This window comes from Novipirellula artificiosorum, from assembly GCF_007860135.1.
In the GTDB taxonomy this organism is placed as follows: domain Bacteria; phylum Planctomycetota; class Planctomycetia; order Pirellulales; family Pirellulaceae; genus Novipirellula_A; species Novipirellula_A artificiosorum.
Window position 1 is genome coordinate 386,383 of the sequence record NZ_SJPV01000001.1, and the last position, 25,245, is coordinate 411,627.

General features: G+C 55.8%; 19 protein-coding genes. 14 read left to right on the forward strand and 5 right to left on the reverse strand.

The genetic code is table 11. The features are described from left to right. Positions 1 to 43: 43 nt before the first annotated feature. Positions 44 to 1,369, reverse strand: a complete 1,326-nt coding sequence (gene hcp / locus Poly41_RS01300; protein WP_197230986.1) for a hydroxylamine reductase — start codon at positions 1,367 to 1,369, stop codon at positions 44 to 46. A 110-nt stretch (positions 1,370 to 1,479) separates the two neighbouring features. On the opposite strand from hcp, the gene Poly41_RS01305 reads away from it, so the two are divergent. Further along, positions 1,480 to 2,169: a Crp/Fnr family transcriptional regulator gene (locus Poly41_RS01305; protein ID WP_146524119.1), complete on the forward strand. Its 690-nt coding sequence runs from the start codon at positions 1,480 to 1,482 to the stop codon at positions 2,167 to 2,169. Positions 2,170 to 2,185: 16 nt separating this feature from the next. Here the strand turns inward: Poly41_RS01305 and Poly41_RS01310 are convergent, their stop codons facing one another. From Poly41_RS01310 to Poly41_RS01320, 3 genes are all read right to left on the reverse strand, one after another. Next, positions 2,186 to 3,775, reverse strand: a complete 1,590-nt coding sequence (locus Poly41_RS01310) for an aldehyde dehydrogenase (NADP(+)) (protein ID WP_146524120.1) — start codon at positions 3,773 to 3,775, stop codon at positions 2,186 to 2,188. A gap of 131 nt (positions 3,776 to 3,906) precedes the next feature. After that, a complete protein-coding gene (locus Poly41_RS01315) occupies positions 3,907 to 4,785 on the reverse strand; it encodes a DUF1571 domain-containing protein (protein WP_197230987.1) in 879 nt (292 codons plus the stop codon). Between the two features lie 357 nt (positions 4,786 to 5,142). Next, positions 5,143 to 6,810, reverse strand: a complete 1,668-nt coding sequence (locus tag Poly41_RS01320; protein ID WP_146524122.1) for a GGDEF domain-containing protein — start codon at positions 6,808 to 6,810, stop codon at positions 5,143 to 5,145. 484 nt (positions 6,811 to 7,294) lie between these two features. On the opposite strand from Poly41_RS01320, the gene Poly41_RS01325 reads away from it, so the two are divergent. Further along, positions 7,295 to 7,516: a BON domain-containing protein gene (locus Poly41_RS01325; RefSeq protein ID WP_146524123.1), complete on the forward strand. Its 222-nt coding sequence runs from the start codon at positions 7,295 to 7,297 to the stop codon at positions 7,514 to 7,516. Positions 7,517 to 7,639: 123 nt separating this feature from the next. Here Poly41_RS01325 and Poly41_RS01330 read toward each other — a convergent pair whose 3' ends face one another. Continuing rightward, on the reverse strand, positions 7,640 to 8,899 hold the full coding sequence (locus Poly41_RS01330; RefSeq protein WP_146524124.1) for a DEAD/DEAH box helicase: 1,260 nt from the start codon (positions 8,897 to 8,899) through the stop codon (positions 7,640 to 7,642). Between the two features lie 254 nt (positions 8,900 to 9,153). Between Poly41_RS01330 and gcvT the strand changes: the two genes are divergently transcribed. The 12 genes from gcvT (at position 9,154) to clpX (ending at position 25,021) form a co-directional block, all read left to right on the forward strand. Next, positions 9,154 to 10,266, forward strand: a complete 1,113-nt coding sequence (gcvT, locus tag Poly41_RS01335; RefSeq protein WP_146524125.1) for a glycine cleavage system aminomethyltransferase GcvT — start codon at positions 9,154 to 9,156, stop codon at positions 10,264 to 10,266. Between the two features lie 110 nt (positions 10,267 to 10,376). Next, positions 10,377 to 10,778 carry a glycine cleavage system protein GcvH gene (gcvH, locus tag Poly41_RS01340; RefSeq protein ID WP_146524126.1) on the forward strand — a complete coding sequence of 134 codons (402 nt, stop codon included), beginning with the start codon at positions 10,377 to 10,379 and terminating at the stop codon, positions 10,776 to 10,778. Between the two features lie 14 nt (positions 10,779 to 10,792). Then, complete coding sequence (locus Poly41_RS01345) at positions 10,793 to 11,533, forward strand: lipoate--protein ligase family protein (RefSeq protein ID WP_146524127.1); 741 nt, start codon at positions 10,793 to 10,795, stop codon at positions 11,531 to 11,533. 302 nt (positions 11,534 to 11,835) lie between these two features. Beyond that, the gene (locus tag Poly41_RS01350; protein ID WP_146524128.1) at positions 11,836 to 12,522 is read left to right on the forward strand and encodes an FHA domain-containing protein; all 687 of its coding nucleotides are present in this window, start codon (positions 11,836 to 11,838) and stop codon (positions 12,520 to 12,522) included. Positions 12,523 to 12,564: 42 nt separating this feature from the next. After that, entirely contained in the window at positions 12,565 to 13,188 is a 624-nt protein-coding gene (locus Poly41_RS01355; protein ID WP_146524129.1) for an RNA polymerase sigma factor, read from the forward strand. Continuing rightward, the gene (locus Poly41_RS01360) at positions 13,185 to 13,775 is read left to right on the forward strand and encodes an anti-sigma factor family protein (RefSeq protein WP_146524130.1); all 591 of its coding nucleotides are present in this window, start codon (positions 13,185 to 13,187) and stop codon (positions 13,773 to 13,775) included. Before Poly41_RS01355 ends, Poly41_RS01360 begins: the two co-directional genes overlap by 4 nt. Then, positions 13,775 to 16,186, forward strand: a complete 2,412-nt coding sequence (locus Poly41_RS01365; RefSeq protein ID WP_146524131.1) for an alpha/beta hydrolase — start codon at positions 13,775 to 13,777, stop codon at positions 16,184 to 16,186. The genes Poly41_RS01360 and Poly41_RS01365 overlap by 1 nt, the downstream gene beginning before the upstream one ends. A 105-nt stretch (positions 16,187 to 16,291) precedes the next feature. Continuing rightward, the gene (locus Poly41_RS01370) at positions 16,292 to 17,200 is read left to right on the forward strand and encodes a TIM barrel protein (RefSeq protein WP_231615317.1); all 909 of its coding nucleotides are present in this window, start codon (positions 16,292 to 16,294) and stop codon (positions 17,198 to 17,200) included. 44 nt (positions 17,201 to 17,244) lie between these two features. Further along, a complete protein-coding gene (locus Poly41_RS01375) occupies positions 17,245 to 19,503 on the forward strand; it encodes a hypothetical protein (protein WP_146524132.1) in 2,259 nt (752 codons plus the stop codon). Between the two features lie 171 nt (positions 19,504 to 19,674). Beyond that, positions 19,675 to 21,099 (forward strand): magnesium chelatase, encoded by a 1,425-nt coding sequence (locus Poly41_RS01380; protein ID WP_146524133.1) that lies wholly within the window; start codon positions 19,675 to 19,677, stop codon positions 21,097 to 21,099. An 11-nt stretch (positions 21,100 to 21,110) separates the two neighbouring features. After that, entirely contained in the window at positions 21,111 to 22,814 is a 1,704-nt protein-coding gene (locus Poly41_RS01385) for a vWA domain-containing protein (protein WP_146524134.1), read from the forward strand. A gap of 926 nt (positions 22,815 to 23,740) precedes the next feature. Then, the gene (clpX, locus tag Poly41_RS01390) at positions 23,741 to 25,021 is read left to right on the forward strand and encodes an ATP-dependent Clp protease ATP-binding subunit ClpX (protein WP_146524135.1); all 1,281 of its coding nucleotides are present in this window, start codon (positions 23,741 to 23,743) and stop codon (positions 25,019 to 25,021) included. Positions 25,022 to 25,245: the final 224 nt, after the last annotated feature.

Here is a 25,245-nt window from a genome sequence, read left to right on the forward strand (position 1 = left end):
CTGGTCGACTTCCCCCTGAGGCAATGCAAACTTAAGCCTTGCGTCAGTTTGCCATCGCGACGGCGCAATCTGCCGCGCCGTCGGGGCCGATCAATTGCAAGTTGAATGCCTCTTGCAACTTCGCCATCACGTTGGGAGAAATGAACGCGGGGGCTGCCGGTCCGATGCGGACGCCTTGAACGCCCAGCGAAAGCAACGTCAACAAGACGGCGACCGCTTTCTGTTCGAACCAACTGAGCACGATCGTCAAAGGCAGATCGTTCACCGAACAATCGAATGCATCGGCGAGTGCCACAGCCACCGCAATAGCGCCATAGGCATCGTTGCACTGGCCCATGTCCATCAAGCGGGGCAATCCGAGGTGCTCACCATAATCGAAGCCATTGATCCGATACTTGCCACAACCGAGCGTCAAGATAAAGCTATCCTCGGGCGTCGCACGTGCGTAATCGCTATAGTAGTTCCGTCCTGGCTCGGCTCCATCACAGCCGCCAATGACAAAGAAGTGACTGATGTTTCCACCTTTGACGGCTTCAACGATCTCGGCAGCCTTGTCCAAAATCACGGTGCGGTGAAAACCAACCGTCGACTGTTTTTCGATGTTTTCGGGGCAAGGCTCACATTGCTTTGCACACTCAATCACCATCGAAAAATCATCGTCGGGCACTTTTTTGCCTTCGGGGACTGCCGTGACACGCGTGTGGAAGAGCCGATCCTTGTACGTGTCACGCGGCAACAAGATACAATTGGTTGTCGCCAACACCGCCCCCGGAAAGGCTGCAAATTCTGTTTTCTGTTTTTGCCACGGGCCGCCAAAGTGTCCTGCCAGATTGGGATGGTCACCGAGTTCTGGATACATATGTGCCGGCAACATTTCGCCGTGGGTGTAGACGTTGACGTTGCTGCCTTCGACTTGCTTGAGCAAGCGATGTAGGTCGACCATGTCATGGCCGGTGACAAGGATCCCTGGGCCCGCTTTGGTTCCATGATCGACGGTCGTCGGCCGCGGCTTCCCGTAGGTCTCCACATGCCCCTCATCGAGCATTTTCATGACCTTCAAGTTAATCTCGCCACATTTCAGAACCAATTCCAGCATGCTGTCGACATCAAAATTGACGTTCGTGACGGTCGAAAACAATGCTTCTTCGATGAAGGCATTGACTTCTTCGTCGGTTTTCCCCAGTCGGCGTGCATGATGAGCATAGGATGCCATCCCTTTGAGCCCGTAGAGCAGAATCTGTTGAAGTGATTCGACGTCTTTGTCTTTTCCACATACGCCAGGCCTCTCGCCAATCGAACACCCCACCCCCCGGGATGTCTGTTCGCATTGGTTACACAGAAGTGGCTGTTCGACGGGCATTGCAGTCATAGGGATCATTCCACGATTGGAGTAAGATTGGTTTTTTCAACAACGAACAAGACTATCGCCGCATCCGCTCTGCGACGCCTTGACCTAGATCAAGCGAGAACGTTTTTACTATGAATTTATCCAGCGGCCCGCGTCGCGACGAAGAGGTTATCGAGTCCTGTGCCCTGTTTCGTGGGCTCGACGCCGATCAGCGATCGGTCATGACGTCAATGGCGGTGCGACAGCGGTTCAAACAGGGGGCGCAGATCTTCATGCAAGAGCAACCGTGCCCCGGGATCTACATCGTCGATCACGGGTTGGTGCGGGTGTTCCGGCTGGCGCCGAACGGCCAGCAGCACGTCTTGCACCTGTGCGGTCCCAATCAGACCTTCGCAGAAGTCGCTGCGATCGGCGGTTTTGCGCTGCCTGCTTGTGCCGTGACCACGCAACCGACCGGTTGCGTCATGATCCCGACCGATCGACTGCAACAGGAACTCGCCGAGAACCATGATTTGTGCCGCCAATTGTTGACCGGGATGGCGTTTTGGGTCCGACACTTTGTCCAACTTCTCGAAGACATCGCGTTACGTGACGCAATGGGTCGCGTCACGCGATTGCTTTGCGACACGCCCTGCAATCCCAGCGGACTGCTTCGACTGCCCGGAGCGAAGAAGGATCTTGCGAATCATTTGAATCTGACCAGCGAGACCTTCTCGCGAGTGCTGCGACGACTTTGCGAACAAGGCATCCTCGAATTCAATTCCAACCGCTCGATCAGGGTCATCGACGCGGCTGGGCTGGAGCGCTTGGCACGCGAGTAGTCCTCATCCGCCAAATTCATACAGCCGATTGAGTCCACTGGCCGTCAATGAATCGCCACGTTCCGTTGAGGTTTTCATCCTGTAGAGACTGCGGCAAACGCTCGGCACGAACGTTGTCATACGAAGTCAATTTGGCGAATCGAATCAGTGAGGCGGGAATCCCGACCGCGGTGAAACCGGGATGGCCCGTCGCGGGAAAGGGACCACCGTGGTTCATTGCGGGGCTGACGGCAACGCCCGTGGGCATTTTTTCATTCAGCAGTCGCCCTACTTTTGGCGCCAACTCAAATGCAATCCTTCGATAGGCCTCTTCATCACTGCCATCGGTCGAGGAATAAACACATCCGGTCAGATTGCCTTCCAAGCAGCCAATCGCGGCGATCAGTTGGGAAAGGTCCTCGCATACCAGCATCAGCGACGCATTGCCGAAAGCCTCGGTTTGCAAGTCGGCAGCACGCTTGAGAAAGGTATCACCCTCGACTCGTAGCAGCGTGTTGGCGTAAGAGCATCGATCGACCGCAGGTTCGCCACCACCGGTCAAAAGCTCGGCGCCATACTCACATAGCAGCTTGACACTCTTGGACAAACTATTCGATACCGCAGGCGACAACAGGGTGCCGGTACCGGCTGATTCGAACCGCTGCTTGACGGTCGTGATAAAGCGTTCGGTCGGCTCACCGGCAAGCAGCATCACCATTCCCGGATTGGTGCAAAATTGGCCGGTCCCCATCAACACACTGGTGACGAACTCATCCGCGATCTCCTCTCCGCGCTGCTCTAAAGCCGCCGGAGTGATGACAACCGGGTTGACACTCGACAGTTCTAAATAGATTGGTTTACCCGCCCGATCGGCAGCCGCCTTGAGGGTCAAACCGGCCGAACGTGAACCCGTGTAACCGGTTGCCCCCAGCCGCGGATCGGAGACCAATCGCTCACCATCGGCGTGACGCGTTCGGTAGATCAACTGCACCGTAGCGGGCGGCAACCCCGCTTCGTCAGCCGCTTCGAGGGCAAGTTCCGCAAATCGCCGTGTGGTTTCCGGATGCGAACTGTTGGCCTTACCGATGACGGGGTTTCCCGCCGCAATCGCCGCAGCAAAGTCGCCACCCGAAAGACTGTTAAACGCAAACGGAAAATTATTGGGACCAAAGACGCACACCGGTCCGAGCGATTCGTAAACCGATCGGATTCCCGCCTGGGTATCGATCGTGGCATGGGCCCAATCGCCACGTAAGCAGGCAACGGCTGCCGCTCGCAGCTGATTGCTGGTACGTGGCAACTCAACATCCGCCAAGCGAGGGCTGCGGGCCAAACCCGTCTCGGCAAAGGCCGCCTCGACCAGTGTTTCCTTAGCCGCATCGATTCGATCCGCGTAGCCATTCAAGAAAGCGGCGATACTCGATCGAGGCAGTCGACGCAATTCACGGGCTGCACCCGCTGCGGCATCGAGGGCTTCGTCACAGTCGGCCCATTCACTGACAGGAAACGTTGCTTCAAGCGGCCGATTCTGGTTCGGATCCGTGGCGTGGAAGGTTGTCTGATGGACGGCATCACGCCACTGGCCTGCGACCAAAATCGGACGAAGGGCTGAGCTGGTTGTCGACATGACAAGGGGCCTCATGGAAAGCGAATTCTGAATCAAGACGAAAGACTCTCGCCCTCGAAAACGAGGGGGAAAGTAGTCTATCAGAAAACGCCTGGAGGCATCATCCGCCCGTTCTACGACGAGAACCTGCTCTACTTCGAGTAGAAGTTGTACGCTGGATTGTAGGGATTGAAGTCCGCGTCGGTTAAGCCGACATTCACTTTCAGATCCAAATAGGTGTACTCTTCGAGCACCTCCAAGGGACCGCCTGCTTGCCGAGGCCAATCGTAGGCAACGTAGCGGATCGGAACATTCACCGCGTCGTCCATAAACACTTGGGCTTGATGAAACTCTGCGTTCGGTGTTTTGAGTGGCTGCGTGACATGAAGCACGGTACACGTTCGGTCTTTCACGCGAGCATTTTTGCGAAACTCGCAAGTCACGCCTGGCATTTGACGCGCCTGTTCGCCGCGTTCGATCAACTTCACGATCAAGTTCTCAACGCCAATTTCTGTCATCGGATAACGTTGCCCGCGCATCGCGAGCATGCCATCCGGTGGCACCGAGACCGTAGGCAAGAACCTTCCTTTGAAGCCCCCCTCGTGCGCGACGATGTTTCCGTCGTTTTGGTTCTCAACATAGATCACTTCCCGGCCTTTGATCGACGAAGGCTTCAGGAAGCTCAAGTAGACGCTCAGCGGCTGCACGATCTTTCCATTTTGAACCTTCCGGTTGCGAACCTTGGCAAACATGTATTCATGTCCGCCAAGCGAATTCCCCACTCGTTCGCGTTTGACCAAAATCGCCGTGTAATCCTTGATATCCTCTCGGCAAGTCTCCAATCCATCGCGTGCCATCTCGAGAGCACGGTCCAGCGGATGCATCATTTGCTTAGGGGCAACGCTGGCAGCGTTCGCGACACGATGAACCGGCTCGACAAGTTCCGATTGTTCCGCGAAACCCCGTACCGAGGTGGTCGCCGCTGCAGCGGAACCAAGAAACGTAAAGAAATCTCGACGTCGGAGCTTCATAGCATTTTCCATCATGATCGTTTCGGCGTTGTGAAAAGCCGATCGTGCGAAGTGTTGATTGCACGACGGTCGCCTGGGACAATTCTCAGAGACCGCCTTTTGCATTCCTATCGCCGTTTCGATGCCGCCAACATGACTGGGGCACTACGGAACCGTAGCGGTCACGTAATGACTGCAACCCCAAAGACAAGGGCGACCCGAACAACCCTGACAATCCCCACCGCACGATACACCTCCGCTCGGTCGGGGCACCAGGGCAATTCCGAACAATTGCAAGCGACAAGCGAAGGGGAGTTCTTTTCGGGCCTCGATTTCCGCAAAGGGACCCGCGGTCGCCACGGATGGTCCACCACCCCCTTAACCAGCCGACGCTGGGACCGGAGACACAAAACAATCGGCGAGACGCGTCATGGCTTCATCAAAAGTTTCCGTCTGAGCCACTTGAACCACTTCGATTTGCAACGTGGACCCCGACCCATCGGCTGCCTCTGCGAACTGAACCGTGTCGGCCGAAGCTCGGATCTGCTCGGCACGCTCGAGTGCCGCTTCCTCGTCCACCCCTGGAATGCAAACCAGCAAGGTGTTCGCGTCGTCGGCGCCGATGCGGTCCACGCTCAACAGGGTGGCGCGAACGATTTGCAGCAGCGTACGCATCGATCCTGCCGCCGGCTGTCCGTTGACACGCAGCGCCATGATTTGTGTCGACATCCCAATCGCTTTGGATCGCTCTTGAAGCTCACAGAACGCTCCCGCCAATGCAGCTCGCCCCGGCAATCCCGCAAACGCGCCACGATCCGCCGGTGCTGCGGACGGTTTCGCTCCACCTTTCTTTGGCTTGGACCCACTGGTTTTGGGATGGGATTGCGTCTCGGGCTGAGCGGACATTGCCTTTGCAGCCTCAGCATCCGTCGAGGGTTTCGCTTTCAACTCATCGTCGAAACTCGATTTCGCGTTTTTGGGTTTGTCCTGGGGAACTTCTTCCTCGACCGAACTCGCTTTTGATGAATTCCGTCGCGTTTCCCCATCTTTTTGCATTTCTGCATCGTCTGGCCCCCGATCCTCTACCTCCGGGATCAAAAAGGGCTCGGATGCCTGATCCTCGTCGTCCAAACAAATCCGTTCGGGACAAATGCCGTTCATCCAGTGACCACAATCTCGACCGTGGTCTTTGGAGTGGTAGAGCGCCGCATCCGCTCGTTCAATCCACTGGGCAGCCGATTCACCGTCAATTGTCTCGGCCACGCCAATGCTGGCGGTCACGCGTAGCATCTTGCCTTCGAAGTCGATCGTGTGTTGGCTAATCGCAACGCGTGCCGATTCAACGATCTTTTTGCACTCGTCGACGGTGTAGCCGTCAATAATCGCAGCGAATTCTTCGCCACCAAAACGTGCCACAATGCCATACGATTTCAGCCGGGCGTGGAGCATTTGGGCGACCACTTTCAGCACTTCGTCACCCGCGCGGTGTCCGTAATCATCATTGAACTTCTTGAACTTATCGACGTCCAATAACATCAGCGTTCCAGCGCGACCCGGCCCGAGTGCATGACGACGCGTCAAGTGTTCGTCGAACGCACCGCGATTGGAAACACTGGTCAATGCATCGGTCTGTGCCCGTCGCTCGGCGGATTCTAGCTGCTCGGCTTGAGCGTGAATGCGTTTTTGGGCCGAATGCAACTTCGTTTGCATCGTTTCGTTTGCTTCAATCAAGTCATTGACCGCTTCAATCATCGCATCCGCTGTCAACGATTGGTCACTTGACAACACATCACTCACCGCTTTCACGTTGTGTTGGTGCTCATCAACATCGATCGCCATTTTTTGAGCATAGTCGCGAAGCCGATCGGCAACGATCGAAAGCCGTTCCTGTTCCGCTTTGACCTGCTCGAGTTCGGCCGTAACGCGTGACGTTTGCCCCGCAGCGAACTCGTCCGACGAGAGCAACCAGCCAACGCCGTGCATGACCCAGCCGCAGCAGAGGCCGACAGCAGCACAGCTAAACGCAATCGCGAGATCGAGAAACATGGTGACGTCCGAGGATGGGCAGACAAAGGAAGGAGCTATCGGGATATAGCTCGCAAACGCGTCGAGAGACGAACGCTTGTGCCAGAGCTTCAAGCGTGAACCGTCTTATCACAGGCAGGTTGTTCGGAAGGTTCCGGATAGCACGATTCTGCGGCCAATTCTGCGGCCGATTCTGCGAAAATCGCCCCACAAACACCCCTCGCACCCCAGCCGCCCCATCTTTAACTCATCTTTACATTTTCGGTCTTTGCTAGCAAAACGTTTTGGAACGTGAAGCGAACAACAAGGTCCAAGAAAAGCGTTCAGATTCGCATAGGCAAGATCCAAAAAATGTGTGATATTTGTGTAGGCGTGAAAACGCGATCCATTCCTTCGCTGCCAAGTAGACAAACGCGGGGTGTCCCCTTTTTGGATCATCCAGCGATTGTGTTTCACTGCGAAATACATTTGTTCGGATGCAGCATTCTCTTTGGGACACACCGTAATGGAATCTACCTACCCACAACAAATCGCTACAGCGGCCTATGAGGTGCTGTCACGAAGCTCGGTTGCAGAGCTTCGCAACCTGCGAGTCGACGAGAGTGGTAGCGAATTGAAGTTGAGCGGAAGAGTCCGCAGCTTCTACCACAAGCAACTTGCCCAAGAGAGTGTCCGCAACGTTGCCGGCGGACTGCGCGTGATCAACTCGGTTGACGTCAGCCGCTAAAGGGAATGGCAGCAGCAGAAGGGGCCAGCTTTCGGCCCCTCGCCGGGCCACAGGCCCGCATGACCTAAGGCTTAAATGACCTCGAGGCCCGAATGGGACGGCCAATCGTGGCCTCCCCTCTCTCTAACGTCGCCGGCGAGTGACTTTGCGGTGCATGGGATTGAGCTTCTTCGAAGGGCTTTTCACGGGCTGCTCGACTTGGACGACCGGCTTCATCTCCGGTTCATCAATACCGTCGAGATGATCTCGGTTGAGCAATTTGTTGATCCGCTGCTCGATGCTGGTCAACACGTCCCCTTCGCCGGGGACCACAAACGTGAAGGCGATCCCGTCCCGCCCCATCCGTCCGGTGCGTCCCACTCGGTGCACGTAGTCGTCACAATCTTGAGGCACATCAAAGTTAATGATGTGCGAAATCGTGCTGATGTCGATCCCACGGCCCACCACATCGGTCGCGACGAGGATCCGCAATTTTCGATCACGCAGTTGCTGCAACACCCGGTCGCGTTCGCGTTGTGCGAGATCGCCATGCATGCTGCCGCAATCGTGGTAGGTACGGCTAAGTTGACGGTAAAGCCGATCGGTCCCACGTTTGGTTCGACAAAAGATGATCGCTTGTTCGGGATCTTCTCGCTCAAGCAATTTCTCAAGCAGTTCGACTTTCTTGTTCTGGGCAACCGTGAAGTAATGTTGCTCGATCGTATCGACCGCGATGTCCTTGTCACAACAATCAATGACTTCGGGGCGGTCCATGTAGGATTCCGCCAACTTTCGAACCGACGGAGGCAGGGTGGCCGAAAGCAGTAGCGTTTGGCGATCTTTCGAACAGCGGCGGAGGATGCGTTCAATTTGCGGCCGGAAACCAATGTCGAGCATCCGGTCGGCTTCATCGAGCACGACGCACCAAACGTTTTCGGTGCGCAGCGACCGTCGCTGTAGGTGATCATGCAACCGGCCAGGCGTCCCGACAACGATTTGGACGCCATTTTCGAGAGCGCGGAGCTGACGCTTGATATCCTTGCCGCCTGCCAATACAGCCACTTCGGTTGGCAAACCGTGAGCCAGCATCACCGTTTCGCGGCCCACTTGGTCTGCCAATTCACGCGTCGGCACGATAATGATCGCTTGTGGGTCCCGACATTCTTCGAGCGGATCGAGCTGTTCGAGAATCGGGATCGCGAAGGCGGCCGTTTTCCCTGTTCCGGTACGTGCTTGGCCGATCACGTCGTACCCTTCCAAGGCCAGCGGGATCAATTGGGATTGGATCGGCGTCGGCTCTTCAAAGCCCGCTTTTTTCAGCGCGCGTCGCATCACAGGCGATAGGTCAAGATCGTCAAACGAAGCAATCTCGGTCGTAAAGTTGTCTTCCACCTCAGTTTTCATGAGACACAGTGTATCGGAAGAAAGCCTTTTGCACTACGCGGCTGTTCGGTTGCAGCGCCGGGCTTTTCGCAAATGGCGCCGGGCTTTTCGCAAATGGCGCCGGGCTTTTCGCAAATGGCTTTGGCGATAGACTAGCCAAACAAGCCTGTGAGTGCCTTGGCAGAGCTCCTGGCCTCGCCGAAACCCAAGCTGCGCTGCCATAGATCATAGATAGCGATAGCCTCTCCAAAACAAGAACCGAAGGGCCTTTGACAATGAATGCACCCCTTGCCACCACACCGTTGGACCCGTGGCATCGGTCAGCCGGCGCAAAGATGGTCCCTTTTGCGGGCTACGAGATGCCGATTCAGTATTCTTCGATTGTCGCCGAGCACCAAGCGTGTCGCACCGCGGCGGCTTTGTTCGACGTTTCGCACATGGGGCGGCTACGATTTGACGGCGTTGGCAGTGAAGCGTTGCTCGATTCACTGTTGACTCGCCGCGTCTCGGATCTTGAGGTCGGTCGCGTCCGGTACGGTCTCGTTTGCAACGCCGAAGGAGGCGTGCTGGACGATGTGCTCGTTTCTCACCTGGAAACGCCCTCAGGCCAGCGATACCACATGATGGTGGTCAACGCTTCGAACCACGAAAAGATCAAGCAATGGATCACGCCTCACGTTGCCGACTTTCCTGGTGTGACGATGTCCGACCGAACCGAGTTGACGGCGATGATCGCCGTCCAAGGCCCCAAGGCGATCGCGGTTTGCAAGAAACTGTTTGCCTTTGACCCCAACCGGTTGAAGTACTATCACGCAAAAATCACCGAGCAATTCGGAAAACCGGTCATCCTCAGTCGGACGGGCTACACCGGAGAGGACGGTTTCGAGCTGGTTATTCGCGCCGACGACGCAGCACGGGTTTGGGAAAACCTATTACTGGTCGGGCGAGACGAAGGTTTTGCTGCCGCCGGACTTGGAGCACGCGATACGCTTCGAATGGAAGCAGCGATGCCGCTGTACGGTCACGAACTCGGCGAAACGATTGACCCAATTTCGGCCGGATTGTCGTTCGCGTGTAATTTGGAAGGCCGGCAATTCATTGGCGACGAGGCGTTAAGGACGCTAAAATCAGCCGGACCACCGCAGACAAGGATTGGATTATTGCCCGAGGGCAAGCGGCCAGCCCGGGAGGGCTGCGGCGTGCTCGATTCCACCGGCAACCCGATCGGCGTCGTCACCAGCGGTGGACCGTCGCCAACGCTCGGTCGCCCGATTGCGATGGCTTTGGTGAATACCGCTGATGCAATGGGTGCTGATTTCCAAATCGATATTCGCGGAAAAACGGTCGCGGCGGTCGCGACCCCGCTGCCGTTTTACAAACGCCGTTAAGGGAACGCCGCGTTTCCATTTTTTTGGGTTGTGGGACTCACCAGATGCTCGCCACCCTCATCCGTCTTGATGCTCCTGAACTCACCTCGAATTTTTGCGATAGTAAAGCCATGACACGTGATCCCGCCAAATTGTTGTATGCCGAAACCCATGAATGGGCCGATGTTAGCGAGCAGGATGGCGAAAAAATCGCCACCATCGGGTTGTCCGCCTTCGCGATCGAACAACTCAACGACCTGGTCTACATGGACTTGCCCGAGGTTGGCAAGGCGGTCTCGGCCGGTGAGGAATTTGGCGAAGTTGAATCGGTCAAGGCGGTCAGCCCGCTGTACAGCCCGGTCAGCGGCGAAGTGATCGAGGTCCACACGGATTTGCCAGACACGTTGGACCAACTGAATGACGACCCTTACGATTTCGGTTGGATTGTACGAGTGAAAGTCAACGACGCGTCCAACTTGTCCCAATTGATGGATGCAGCCGCCTACGCAAAACAGTGCTCCGAAGCGGGCTAGGGCGGAATCATCCCTTGGACGGACAACTCCTTCCGCTCGCTTCGGCGGGTCCCGCCGAAAACATGGCGATTGACCAAGCGCTTCTCGAAGCGGTCGACGGGGGAACTGCGCCCGTGCTGAGGTTTTACCGGTGGACCGAACCCACCTTATCGCTTGGTTATTTTCAAAAGGCGTCAAATCGCAACCGACATTCGGCCAGTCAAGCCTTGACGATGGTCCGCCGAGCGACCGGTGGCGGAGCGATCGTTCACGATTCCGAATTGACCTACAGCTTCGCTTGGCCCTTGGAGAAAACATCGACGGGCGCCAGAACCGATTTGTATCGCCAAACACATCGAGCGGTCATCGCAGCCCTGTCCGACTTCGGCATCCCGGCATCCCGCTGGGGCGACCTCTCGTCGGCCGCGACCGAACAAGACCCGTTCCTCTGTTTCATGCGGCGCACCGACGAGGATTTGATCGTCAGCGGCTACAAGGTGGTTGGCAGCGCCCAGCGGACCGGTCGCCGAGCCGTGCTGCAGCATGGCAGCATCTTGTTGGCGGCCAGCCCTCACGCCCCAGAACTGCCCGGCGTCAACAATCTGGCAGGGAAATCCATCGATGCTTTGCAGTTAGCCGATCGAGTGGCAAACCGAATCGCGGAGGTTTTTTCGTTAAATTTTGTTTTTTTTCCGTCCGATGAAGCCATCAAACGCCGCGCGATGGTGATTTCGCAAGAGCGGTTCGACAGCCAAAACTGGAATGAAAAACGGTAGATCGTTTCCTGTCTGGCGACCTTATACTCCTAGAGAGTGGCAAATTCGAGTTTCACCTGAGTGGATCCCCGCTTAAGGGTCCGGTATTGCATTAAAACGCCGATAACGGCATTCTCGTAGCCGCGAAAGCATTTAGAATGGACACACACGTTGGACCGATATTTTTTTTTCCTCGGACCGTCGTTGTTGTTTCTGCGTTCCACTGCATTTATTGAATTTCACATCAGGATGCGTTTTTGTTTGCAGAGAGAGATTTCTTTGTTGAGTCCAGTGGTCCGAGCGAGATGGTTTAAGGGTGGTCTATGCAGGTGAAGCTTAAGGTGTTGACGGGAAGTCACGCAGGGAAGGAAATCGCTGTGGCCAGCGAGAAGTTTCTGGTTGGCCGAAGCGATTCTTGCCAATTGCGGCCGAAAAGTGAGTCGGTCAGTCGGAAGCATTGCATCATCGTGCTGAAGGATGGTCGAGTTCTGATTCAAGATCTGAAGAGCCGAAACGGGACCTTTGTTAACGAAAAGCGTTTGCCGGTTGGCAAAGCCAAGGTGCTCAAGCCGGGCGATCATCTGAAGATCGGCAAGCTTGAGTTTGAGCTGCAGATCGAACATGGCTTGCATGCGGCCAAGAAACCCGAGGTCAAAGGGGTCAGCGACGCGGCCGAGCGGACCGTCGAAGCAGGGTCCCATGACAGCCGTTTCGAAGAGGTGGACGTCAGTTCGTGGCTCGACGAAGCCGACCAGATCGATCGTGTTCGCAAGGTTTCCGATCCCGAAACGCGACAGTTGAAATTGGATTCGGCCGAAGAAGAGGGGAAAAGCGGTAGCGATAGCACCGAGCTGTCGGTCGGCGATTCCGGCACCGATGAACACAAACGAAAACCCCCCGAGAAGAAGCAGAAACCAGGCAAGCTTCCTGAGGGGATGAAAAAGATGATGAGGGAAAATTCGCGGGATGCCGCCGATGACGCGTTGAAGCGATTTTTCAGCGGCCGTTAACACGCGGCATTCTTTTCGCGAAAGATTGAAATCGTTGGGTTGATGGAAGACTCTACCGCACTGCTGATCGAACGTTACCGCCAAAACGATCCGACTGCGTTTACACAGTTGGTCTCCCGATACCATTCGCTCGTTTTCGGGGTGTGCATGCGCTGCTTGCGTCATCGCCAAGATGCCGAGGATGTGACGCAAGAAACGTTTTCGCGAGTCGCTCGGTACTTGGACCGCTGGGATACCCGACGCCCGATTGAACCTTGGCTGGCAACCATCGCTGGCAACCGCTGCCGCACCTACTTGTCGCGACACCGCTCACCGATCGTTTCGCCGCTGCCGATCGAACCGGCGGGCACCCATGCCGAACATCAAATCGCCGAACAGACGCTGCGAGAGGAAATTGGGTTAGCACTCAGCCAGCAACCCGCCAACCATCGGATGGCGTTTCGCTTGTTCCACGACCAAGCCATGAATTATGCCGAGATCGCTGAGCGACTTGATTGCCCGATCGGCACGGCGAAAACTTGGGTCCATCGGGCACGTACCGGATTGATGCAACAGTTGGTAGCCCGCGAGGTCCTCGCCGGTGCGCCCAAGCATCGATCCAAGGGCGATTCACCCGGCAAGGAACTATCTCGTAGGAATCACCATCATTCGGAGGGGCCAGAATGAATTGCGACGATTTCATGGAACGACTTCAGCAACGTATCGACGACCGATTGTCGATTGATGAAGATGTGCCGCTGCAGCGGCATGCTCAGCGGTGCGATGTTTGTCGTGGACAACTGTTTGCTTGGCAGCAAATCACGCGAGTGTTGCCAGTGGTGATCTCGCCAACCCGACATCCAGTCGTGACGTTCGCACAACGATTGGCCGTGTCGGTCGCGATGATCGCGGCGGCAGTGATGTTCGCGTTCTTCGTCATGACCTCGCCGCCAGAGCCCATCTCCTTTGCCAAAGCGGCGACGAACCCAGCCAAGGCTCAACCGGCACCCCTCGCAGCAAGCGTCAGGGCGGACCGATCAACGGACGCTGTCCGATCGGAGTTCAACCACAGCACCTTAACGAGTGTCTCGGAGCCTCGCGAAGTCCCATCGGCTTCGAGAAACCCTTGGCTCCAAACGGTCCAAAACCGAAATTGGATCGAGCAAACCATGCCGACGGTGCAATCCTTTGGACGGGGGGTCGCGCCGCTTGGCCGATCCCTGTTGCGTGCGGTCACGATCCTAACAACCAGCGGCCAAGGTCAGCCATCGTGATGAGCCGCTCGACCTACTCGCGTTCTCTACGGAGGGGTGAGGGACGACACGTATTCGGCAAAACCGCTGCCGTCCTGTTCCTTGTTTTCTGCGGATTTGCCGCGGCAGCCCAAGCCGAACAGCTGTTCCAACTTCGCAACGGGTTGACGCTGCGCGGTTCCAAGGCAGAAATCCCAGCCCTCAACGCCAATGCGTTTTCAGCCGCAGGAAACGCGGAAATGAAATCCCGCCCGATCTGGGTGATTAACGATGGGCTGACGCGAATCTACCTGCATGGCAAGGGGATGTCGGCGGCCGACCCTGTCGATGTGCGCGACATGGAAGAACCGATCATGATTTGGCAGCCGACGCCTCTTGGCGGCAATGAGATCGCGGTGGTCGGAACGATCTTGGCAACGTCGCCTTTCAACGAATACGGCCGCCGCGTCATGAAGGTACAAAGCGACGATGGCCCACTTACACTGATTCAAGGAATCACGGAGATCAGTGGACGCTACGCTCGAGTCGATTCTCTAAAGGGCGAAGTTTCTTACATTTGGGACACACGGCTTGCGACCAGCTCGATCGATTCGAACACACTCAAGGCCATCTTCAAGCGTCGGCTCGATTGGGACAATCTCGATGAACGACTGAAGGTTGTTCGTTTCTTCATGGCAGCCGAACGCTATGGCGATGCGGTGGACGTCCTTCGCGAATTGATCGATACGTTTCCTGAAACGGAACACATGAATGCACAAATTGTCACCTTAATTGAGTGGCAAGTGTCGCAGTTGCTCGCCGAGGCCCAACGTCGCGCCGAGGCCGGTCAAGAGCCCTTCGCCCTGCAAATCCTTGAAAAGATCCCCGTGAACCAAGTCGGTGGCGGAACGCGTTTGACGATTCAAGATGCCATAGCCAAGATCCGCGGCGCTCGCGAGCAAGCCGAATCCCTTTCCAAGCAGCTCCAAGACCAAGTCACTCAGCTCAACCAGAGTGAAACACTGCAACCGATCGTTGCGGAGATCCAAGCCGGCTTGTCTGCGGCCACACTTCCGCGATTAAGCGATTACGTTCGCTTAGGGACATCCGAAGTCTTGCCCTTAGAGAATCGTGTCGCCTTGGCTGTAAGTGGATGGCTGCTCGGTAGTGGTTCGGGCGAAGACAATTTGTCCGTTGCGATTTCATTGGTGAAGGTCCGCGACCTTGTGGCCGAGTATTTGGCCTGTGAGGTCCCCGATCGTCGCGATGCCATCTTGAACGAACTACGCAACCTCGAGGGTGCACAACCCGAGTACGTTGACCGCATTTTGCCGCGGCTGCTGCCACCGAAGGATTGGCCCGAAGGCTCCGCCGACGAAAGCGTTCCAGGCATGTACTTGATTGGCAACGACCAAGAACAACTCGACCAACCTCCGACGCCTCGCTATGTGATTCAATTGCCACCCGATTACAACCCGCTGCGAGAATACCCCTGCTTGGTTTCGCTGCATCCGCTGCGTGGTAACCCCGTCGATGAGGTGACTTGGTGGGCAGGCGAGTACAGCGAATCGATGAACGCTCGATTTGGGCACGCGTCGCGCAACGGATTCATTGTGGTTGCCCCCCTTTGGACTCGGCCAGGACAACGTGATTTCGATTACACGCCACGCGAACACGAACGAGTCCTGGTCTCGTTGCGACATGCGATGCGCCGAGCCTCGATCGATTCCGATCGCGTTTTCCTTGCCGGGCGAGGGGAAGGAGGCGCGGCTGCGTGGGACATCGCTTATGCCCATCCCGATCTTTGGGCGGGAATGATTTCGATCAGCGGCGAACCGGGCAAGACCATCACGCACTACCATCCCAACGCGCCCTATGTGCCAATGTATTTGGTGATGGGGGAACGCGACAGCAAGCCGACGCCGTTGGTCCGGCTCGGGCCGATCATGGACAATTATGTCGGCTATCGAACGGACGCCATGGTGGTGATGTATCGCGGACGCGGCAGAGAATTCTTTTACGAAGAAGTGCCTCGGATGTTTGAGTGGATGCGTTTACCGGCGCACCGACGTGCGGAAATGCCCGTGGACATCGAAGCGGTCACGATGCGTCAAAGCGACAACTTCTTTTGGTGGCTGGAAATCGGCCCATTTAAGCCGGGGATTTCCATTGATCCCCAGTTGTGGGACCAAGCCGACCGCTTGCTCGCCGTACCGGTTTCCGCCTCCATCGGCAACGGGAATCAGCTGCGGATTATCCAAGTGCCCAGCGACTACTTCACCCTATGGCTGCGCCCGATGCGAGACTTGGATCTGACCCAACCGATCAAGATTCGCTATCGATCTCGATCGATTCCGTTCGATTTCGACGGCTCCTTGAAAGTGATGCTGGAAGATTCCCGCCGACGAGCCGATCGAAAACGTCCCTTCTGGGCGGCCGTTTCCTTCCCCTAGCCCCGTTGTCGGGCCTGAGAGGGAGTTTTGTTGAGCATGGAGGGGCTCGGTTCGCTTACAATGGAGGGGTATCCATCTCCCACCCCTTCGAGGAGCCCCCCAGACGTGAAACGCCGTGATTTTTTAACCGCCCCTGCGCTACTTGCCGGATCGGCTCTCGCTTTGCATGCATCCACCTCCACCGCAGAGGAAGCAGCATCGGCTTCGGACGGTTCGTCCGGCCAGCCATCAAACTCGGCCACGAGAGTCCATCAATCGGTGATGGGATGGTGCTTTGAGCCGATGGACGCCGTGACGCTGGCCCAACACGGGCGACGAATGGGCCTGGAGGCCATCGAAGGGATTGGCGCGGACCATTACGACGCCGTGACCAAGTTGGGGCTGAAGATTTCTTTGACTGCCAGTCACGGTTTCGCGACGGGCCCCGTGGACCCCAGCAACCACCCAGAAGTCCAACAGAAACTTCGTGCAGGAATCGATTTAGCAGCCAAGTATGGGGCTCCGAACGTCATTACCTTTACCGGAATGGCGAAGAAAGGGATCAATGACGCCGCAGCACGTCGCAATTGTTTGGAATGTTGGAAAGGGGTGCTATCCTATGCGGAGGACAAAGGAGTCGGAATCGTGCTTGAGCATTTGAACACTCGCGATGACTCGCATCCCATGAAGGGGCATCCCGGTTATTGGGGAGACGATCTCCATCAATGTGCTGAGTTGGTGACGGCAATGGATTCGCCAAAATTCAAGTTACTGTTTGACATTTATCACGTGCAGATCATGAACGGAGACCTAATCCGTAACATTCGCGACTATCATCCCATCGTGGGGCACTATCACACGGCGGGAAATCCAGGACGAGGCGAACTGAATGAACACCAAGAGATTAACTACCCGGCTGTCATTCGTGCCATTGTCGACACGGGATACCAAGGCTACATCGCCCAAGAATTCCTTCCCACATCCGACAACCCGATGAAATCATTGGAACAAGCCGTTCAGCTCTGCAACGTGTGATTGTGCTCCAAAGACAATGATGCGAGCTGGATTCTTTTACGCCCATGCAACTCTCTGCCCTCGAAACGAACACACTGGACGTCGAAGACTTTCGACGTCTCGGCGTACGGCCGCAGGAGTGTCGATCGCTGGTCATTCGCCAGGCAGCCGCGCGCCGCAGCCGATCGCTCGCAAGGTTACAATTGACTTCGCCGACGCCAAACACCGAGTTGCAGTTGTCACGTATTGCAACCAGTGCCTATCGGTTGCTCGACCCCCGCAAACGCGTCGACTTCCTCCAGCGAGTACGAGTAGGCCGCGTGCTGGCAACGTCGTTTCCTTGGGGGAATCAGGGCCAGTTCCGAGTCGATTCTGCGGACGCAGCGGCAGCCAACGGTGAAGCGACGGAACCCTATTCGTCCCGTGACGAAGAACCGTTTTTCTTTGAAGTCGAGTACACCCAAGCTTATGCGGATAACCTCGAGGATCGCGTAGCATTCTCCAATTGGGTGCAAAGCCTCGATTCAGAGGACTTGATTCTCGCTGCACCTCGCCGGCACCGAATCGCAACGCTGCGGCGTTCAATCCAACATCCACGGATGATTCTTGCGCTCATCGGACTGGTCCTCGTAACCCTGTACGGTGTCTCCCAGCTCGATTTTCGGCCGGAAACGATCGCGATTCGCCGAGTCGAGTCGGAGCCAAGCCTGACCGAGAACGAGACCGAAACGGAAATGGAAACGGATACAGAACCGACGGTATTGTCCCCATCCGCGCAAGGCACGAATCAAACCGAACCCTCGTCCACATCAGGACCAGCTGAGTCCGGACCAGCAGACGAGCAAGTCGCCTCCGTCGACCCGCCTTCTCAGACCGGTCCTTCGCTGCCGAAGAACCCAATGGCAACGTCCGAGGTCACACCCGCCAGCCCCGAAATTGCGGAACAACCGCTGATGGCTCCGCTAGCTCCGAAGACCGCGTCCCCGCCGGCATTGCCTCCGGCTGCGGCAGTGGAGGAAATGGAATCACAGCTTACCGATTCAGCACCGGTCCTTGCCGATACCCAGCTAGCGTTGACCGATGAATCCAAGTTGACTGAGGAATCTGGCTTTTTACCCGATCCGTTCGCGGCCGTTGCCATGAACGAAATCGGGACGGCCCGATCGCCAGATCATGCCGACATCCCTCGAACCGCCGACAAACAACCGGATGCACCCGTAATTGAGGTGGAGCGTGCTGATTTAAAAACGCTGCTGCCCGAACCGTCGGAGTCCGAGCAAAACCGAGCGATCGCACGATGGAAGCTGGCGATCCCACAAATCGGGACCCCCTTGACGCCGTCCCAGATCCCCCGCGTGATCCAACAGATTGAAACTTCGGTCGCGAGCCTTTCGGATGCGGATGTCGATGCCTACGTGGCACATCGATTGATTGCCCAATATGCGTGGCTCATCGAGACGCCCGACCAAGTCAACGCTCGGCTTCAGAGACTTCCCCCATTGTTTGCCGTTTCGATCGATCGCCTCTTAACGCAAGCTTATTTGGCAGCGGAAAACAACGCCGACATGCTGGAGACACAGCAGCATCTGGCTCGAAATGGACTGGTGCTTGCGGAACACCACCTGACGTTCGAACGGTTTGAAGACTGTGAGAATGTGCTGGCGGTCGCCACACGATTGGCAACGACGTCCGCCAATCGTGAACGGATCCTCGATGTGCAGCAGTTGACGCAGGCACTCGAACAAGCTCAACGAATGCAAACGACGGTGAGCCGATTGGATTTGACGAATCCCGATGCCGAATCGCCATCCGATTTAGGAGTCGCAGGCCGCTACTACTGCCTAATGCTGCGACGGTGGGATGAGGGTTTACCTTGGCTGGTGCATGCGTCGGATACACGACTTGCGAATTTGGCTCGCCAGGAAATGGAAATGACCAACGCGAGTACCGCCACCGATTGGAACGAGTTAGCAGATCGTTGGATACTTGCAGCAGATCGATCGGATGGACGTTCCGCGGATTCCCTTCGGTATCATGTCATTGCCTTAAAACGACGAGCGGCTGGATTGTCCAACGGATTTGAAGAAAAGTTAAATCGGGACCGAGAAATCGAGCAAGCCGAATCGGCGCTGCCGTTTTACTTGCGTCAAGCTTCCGATGGCCAATCGCTTGGCCACGAAAGCCCCGCCTCCCAGCCAGCCGCAACCGACGCTTCGGAAATCCCTCTCTTGGAACCGGCAACTGCCGATGAATCGACGCCACTTTCGGGCTCCCCCAACATCGCCGGCGTTCTCGCCGCGGTGGAGCTGGCGAGCTTGAATTGACCGTCAGCGGCGAGAGACCGCAGGCGAGCGAGACGGCAAACGGCAACACGAATTCGGCTCTTTGCGGATCGGAGTTCGAGCGAATCGCGTTAACTTTGCGATGCCGCTGTCCACGGCCCTATACTGAATTCGTAAGCATCAGGACCAGCACGAAATAAGGATCAATCGCGTATGAATCTCGTCACCGCATCCGCTAAACCGAGCACCTTGAGCGAACTAAGGGAAACGGGTTGGAAATCGAAAACCGTCAAACAGGAAATGCGAGATAACTTTGTGCGCATGCTTGGCAGTGGTGAGGAGTTGTTTCCCGGCATTGTCGGCTACGACGATACGGTGATTCCCGAAATCAATTTGGCCATTCTTGCAGGGCATGACATGCTCTTCCTAGGAGAAAAGGGCCAAGCGAAGAGCCGGATGATGCGAATGCTGACCCGATTCCTCGATGAATGGATTCCCTACATTGATCACCCTGATCTGCCGGTCCACGAAGATCCCGAACGCCCGATCACATCAATCGGCAAGCAGATCGTCGAAAAATACTCTGCCGATGAAATCAAGCTGGGTTGGTGGCATCGAGAGGATCGTTATGCCGAGCGACTCAGCCCCGGAACCAAGTTTGCTGACATCATCGGCGAAATTGATCCAGCCAAGTTGACCGGTGGGGTCAGCATGAGCAGTGAGGAAGCGTTGTCTTTTGGATTGATCCCTCGCATGCATCGAGGGATCTTTGCGATGAATGAACTACCGGAACTTGATGACTTGGTGCAAGTCGGCTTGTTCAACATTCTCGAAGAACGCGACGTACAAATCCGCGGTTATCCGATTCAATTTGATATCGACATCGCCATTCTGTTCTCAGCGAATCCAGCAACCTACAACCGCAGCGGCAAGGTGATTCCGCAGCTGAAAGACCGGATCGGAACGATCGTGCAAACGCACTATCCCAGCGAGCGTGACCAGGGGATTGAGATTTTACAGCAGGAAGTCGGCGGCGATCTTGACGGAGCTTATCCGGTGCAGGTTCCCTACTTCATGTACCAAATCGTCGAAGAAATTACCAATCAAGCGAGACACAGTAAATACATCGATCAGGCTTCGGGGGTCTCCGCTCGTTTTTCAATGGCCAATTTTCGTACCATCGTTGCTGCGGCGCGGCAACGTGGCGTAATCCACAACGAGCGTCCCGCGGTGCCGCGAATCAGCGACCTTGGCCATCTCTACGCAAGCTCGCTCGGGAAGTTGGAATTGGACATGATGGGGACGCATCAAATGAGTGAGCGGCAAGTGCTCGACGCCACCATTGCCCAAGCGATCGAGGTGGTCTTCAAAGAGTATGTCGAGGAGCACGGGTTGGCCGAAATCGCGGAGATCTTTCGCAGTGGTGTTCGAGTGGAAGTGGGGGATATGTTGCCGAGCCGTCAATACGCGGATCGGTTGCAAAGTGTTCCGCCTGCTTGGGACAAAGCCTTCGAGTTAAACGCGAGCGAAAGCGAGGCGGTGCGTGCAAGTTGCGTCGAATTCGTCTTGGCCGGACTGTACAGCTTGGATCGAATCAGCCGGTCTCAGCGTCACGGTAAAATCCAGTACGAATTCTAGGAGTCGTCATCATGGCCTATCGACCCGGAGGCATCATTCATGCCTATCAAAAATACGATCCCGCGAAATTCCCGTCGCCAACGCAAACACCGCCTGACTTGGTGTCACCCGCGTTTGAACAGGCGCTGATGTACGGCAATTATCGCGAATTGTCCGAACAGGATTTGGCGAGAGCCATTCGATTGGACCCCAGCCAAATCGCTGGCATGGGGCCGAGTCTCGACATGCTCCGCGCGATGCTCGAAGAACGTAAACGTCGCATCCTCCAAACCTACGAGGTGACCTCGGTCCAGAAAAAGGCTCGCAAGGCATTCCTGCAATCGACGAAAGGCCTGAAACTGCCCAAGGGAATGGAGAAACTGTTCCGACGAGCCATCGTTCAAGAGCAACCTTACCTGCTTGAGTCGCTCTGGTTCCAAACCGGTGATGACAACAGCGATTCGGCTCGTGGATTGTTAAACGCAACCGAGCGGATGGCGGACAAACACAATCTCGAAGAGCTGGCGTCAAAGTACGAGTTCACTGGGCTAACGTCCCTGTCGATCCCCAAGGCCCTTGAAATCAAGGAGGAACTGGAAAAGATTGACGAGCTACTCAAGCAACTCGAAGAAGCCGCCAAAACGGCGCAAATTGGGATCATCGACATGGAGTTGTTGAACGAGTTTGCCGAAGCCGGGGACATGCAGCAGCTTGAAGAGATGCGTCGCCAGGTGGAAAACCTGCTACGCGAACAAGCCGAACGCCAAGGTCTCGAGCGTGACCCCGATCACAAGGGAGCATTCCGGTTAACGCCGAAGGCGTACAAAATTTTCCAAGGGAAACTGCTGGAACGCATCTTTAGCGAATTGGCGCCGTCGCGGACCGGTCGCCACCAAGGTGAGGTCGTCGGCGAAGGAGCGGTTGAGTTGCAGCGCACCCAACCGTACGAGTTTGGCGACAGCGTTGCAAACATTGATCTGCCCCAAACCGTGATCAATGCGTTATTGCGGCAAGGCGATGAGCGACCGATCCGGTTACACGGTGACGACATCGTTGTCCATCAGACGCGAAATCACCCGAAGTGCGCAACCTGTGTAATCATGGACATGAGTGGCTCAATGCGGTACGACGGCCAATATGTGAATGTCAAACGAATGGCATTAGGATTGCAAGGGCTGATCAACTCCGAATACCCCGGTGATTTCTTGCGGTTCATCGAGATGTACACCTTCGCGAAGCTGACACCGCCGGGAGAGATCATCGATTTGATGCCCAAACCGGTTACGATTCACGATCCTTGGGTGCGGCTCAAAGCGGACATGGGTGACCAAGAAACCAGTGAACATGAGATCCACCCTCATTTCACCAACATCCAACACGCGCTTCAGCTTGCTCGCCAAAACTTGGTCAATACCGACACGCCCAACCGACAAATCGTCCTGATCACCGACGGCTTGCCCACCGCTCATTTCGAACAACAGTGGTTGTACATGTTGTATCCCCCCGACCCGATGACCGAGCAGGCGACGATGCGTGAGGGACGTCTGTGTCAAAAAGAGGGAATCACGATCAACCTTTTCTTGATTCCGAGTTGGTCACAGAGCGAGGAGGACATTCGCTTCGCATATCGGTTGGCCGAAACGACCAAGGGACGCGTGTTTTTCACGAGCGGTCGCGACTTGGACCGGTTCGTGTTATGGGACTACGTGCAAAATCGCCGTGATATCATCTCCTGATCCCGTCGGTGGCTCGCATGCCCCCTGAAAACGGCTCTGCGAGCGTTGGGGGCATGATTTCCCTGGAATCGCCCTTGGTACGCGGCGAAAAAAGGGATATTCTTCGTGAAACACGGCACTTCGACCGTGAAACAGGAAAAACTCCAAGGAAGTGGCCGAAATTGCTGGACCACCTTTGGTGGACACCCCTATGATTCGTTTGTACCCGATTTTGTCAGCCACAACGGTCGACAGGGGAAGGGCCGAATACAAAGGTTATGGCAGATTTCTTATCCGATCCTACAATACAAGTTGGGCTTTCCCTCCTGGTCCTAGCTGTCCTGATTGCTGCCGGGTTTTCTCTCGTGTCAAAGTTTCGCGACTACAACGCTAAGGACCGGGAGATCACCTCCACTACGCTAGCAAATTTGCGAGAAATGCACCGACGGGGTGACATCGACGACCAAGAATACCGAACTATAAAAGCGACGACCCATCGACAACTAGCAAACCGAAACGACGAAAACGCTACGAGCTGCCAAACTCCTTCGGCACAAACAAGCTCGGACACGCATTCGGCGTCTTAGGAAGCTAAACATAAGCTCGGTGGAAATCCTTTTCGACTGATCAGCCCCTTCCAATTCCATGTGGGCGTTCATTCGGGAAACCATATTTACTGTTTAATCATTCAACCACATTTGGCTCGAGTCTTTCGAGGAAACGGATGACCTTTCGGGTGACCGTCGCCTTCTGCAGATCTTTCCTTCGAAAGTGATGTGGAAGGTGAAAGTCACCGAGAAGCATTCGAGCCCGTGGCCCTAACCGTTTGACGCGTTATTGTTTTTGCCTAGCCGGTTTGCCGTCGCTGCGAGAGCCCTCGGGTTCATGAAATTCGCATGCTCAGCCAACGGTCATGCTAACAGCAATAACACAACCAGGAGCCGTGTATGCCCTCGAAGGAAACCCCAAGTTCACGCCGTGGAACCTCATCGAGCAAAAAGAACGCATCGTGTTCGTTTTGTCGAAAGAGCTACCGAGACGTTGGACCGCTCGTTGAAGGCCCAGGTGACGTTTACATCTGTGGTGAGTGCATTGAGTTGTGCCAATCGATTCTCGATCAAGAGCAACGTCGCCGTGGACCGAGCAAAGCGTTGTTCAACGAAATCCCCTCGCCGAAACACATCGTGGAGCACCTTGATCAATATGTCATCGGCCAAGACTCTGCCAAGCGTGTCTTAGCCGTTGCGGTTCACAACCATTACAAGCGATTGACGAGCGAGTGGGAAGGCACGTCCGAAGTCGAAATCGAGAAGAGCAACATCCTGCTCGCTGGGCCTACCGGCAGCGGCAAAACGTTGCTCGCTCGCTCGCTTGCCCGCATGCTGAACGTTCCCTTTGCCATTGGTGACGCGACGACGCTGACCGAAGCGGGGTACGTTGGTGAAGATGTTGAAAACCTGTTGTTGAAGTTGCTTCACGCTGCGGACTTCGACGTCGAAGCGGCTCAGCGAGGCATTCTGTACATCGACGAGGTCGACAAGATCGGGAAGACCAGCGCGAACGTTTCGATCACTCGGGACGTTTCGGGTGAAGGGGTCCAGCAAAGCTTGTTGAAAATGCTCGAGGGAACCGTCGCGAATGTTCCTCCGCAAGGTGGACGCAAGCATCCCGAACAGCAGTACATCCAGATCGACACGAGCAATATTTTGTTCATTGTTGGCGGTACGTTTGTCGGGATTGAAGACATCATTCGCAAACGGATGGGACATCGTACCCTTGGCTTCGGTGGCGGAACGACGCAACGTAGCGAGCTGAGCGACAATGAGTTGCTGAGCAACGTGCAAACCGAAGACATCCTTCAATTCGGATTGATTCCTGAATTGGTGGGACGATTGCCAGTGGTGAGCTACTTGCAGCAGCTGGATGAAGACGGCTTGGTCCGTGTGATGAAGGAACCTAAGAATGCCTTAACCAAACAGTTCCAAGCCTTGTTCCAAATGGAAAACTGCGACTTGAAGTTCACCGATGAGGCACTTCACATGGTCGCGGCTCGAGCCCTCGAAAAAGGCGTCGGAGCTCGTGGATTACGTGGAATCCTCGAGGAGGTAATGCTCGATATCATGTACGATCTTCCCGAACAAGAACGGGGCAGTGTCTACACGATTGACGAGACGATCGTGAGTGGTTCACGAAAACTCTTCCAAATGCCAACGACCAAGAGTGCATAGTGCGGTACGACCGCATACGGAGCGAGCTGCCGCTCGGATCCGTCGTTGAATCGCCAAACGCCAGCGTTGCAGCCTGCTTCGCTGGCGTTTTTCGTTCGTCGCACCCCCTTGGAGAGACAATCTCGGACAATTCACGCTGCGACCTGTACTTCTGTGCCGGCTGAGTTAACTTAGGGGACTTCGTGTCTCGTTTCTCCCTTGTTCACCCAACGCACCGCTCGCTC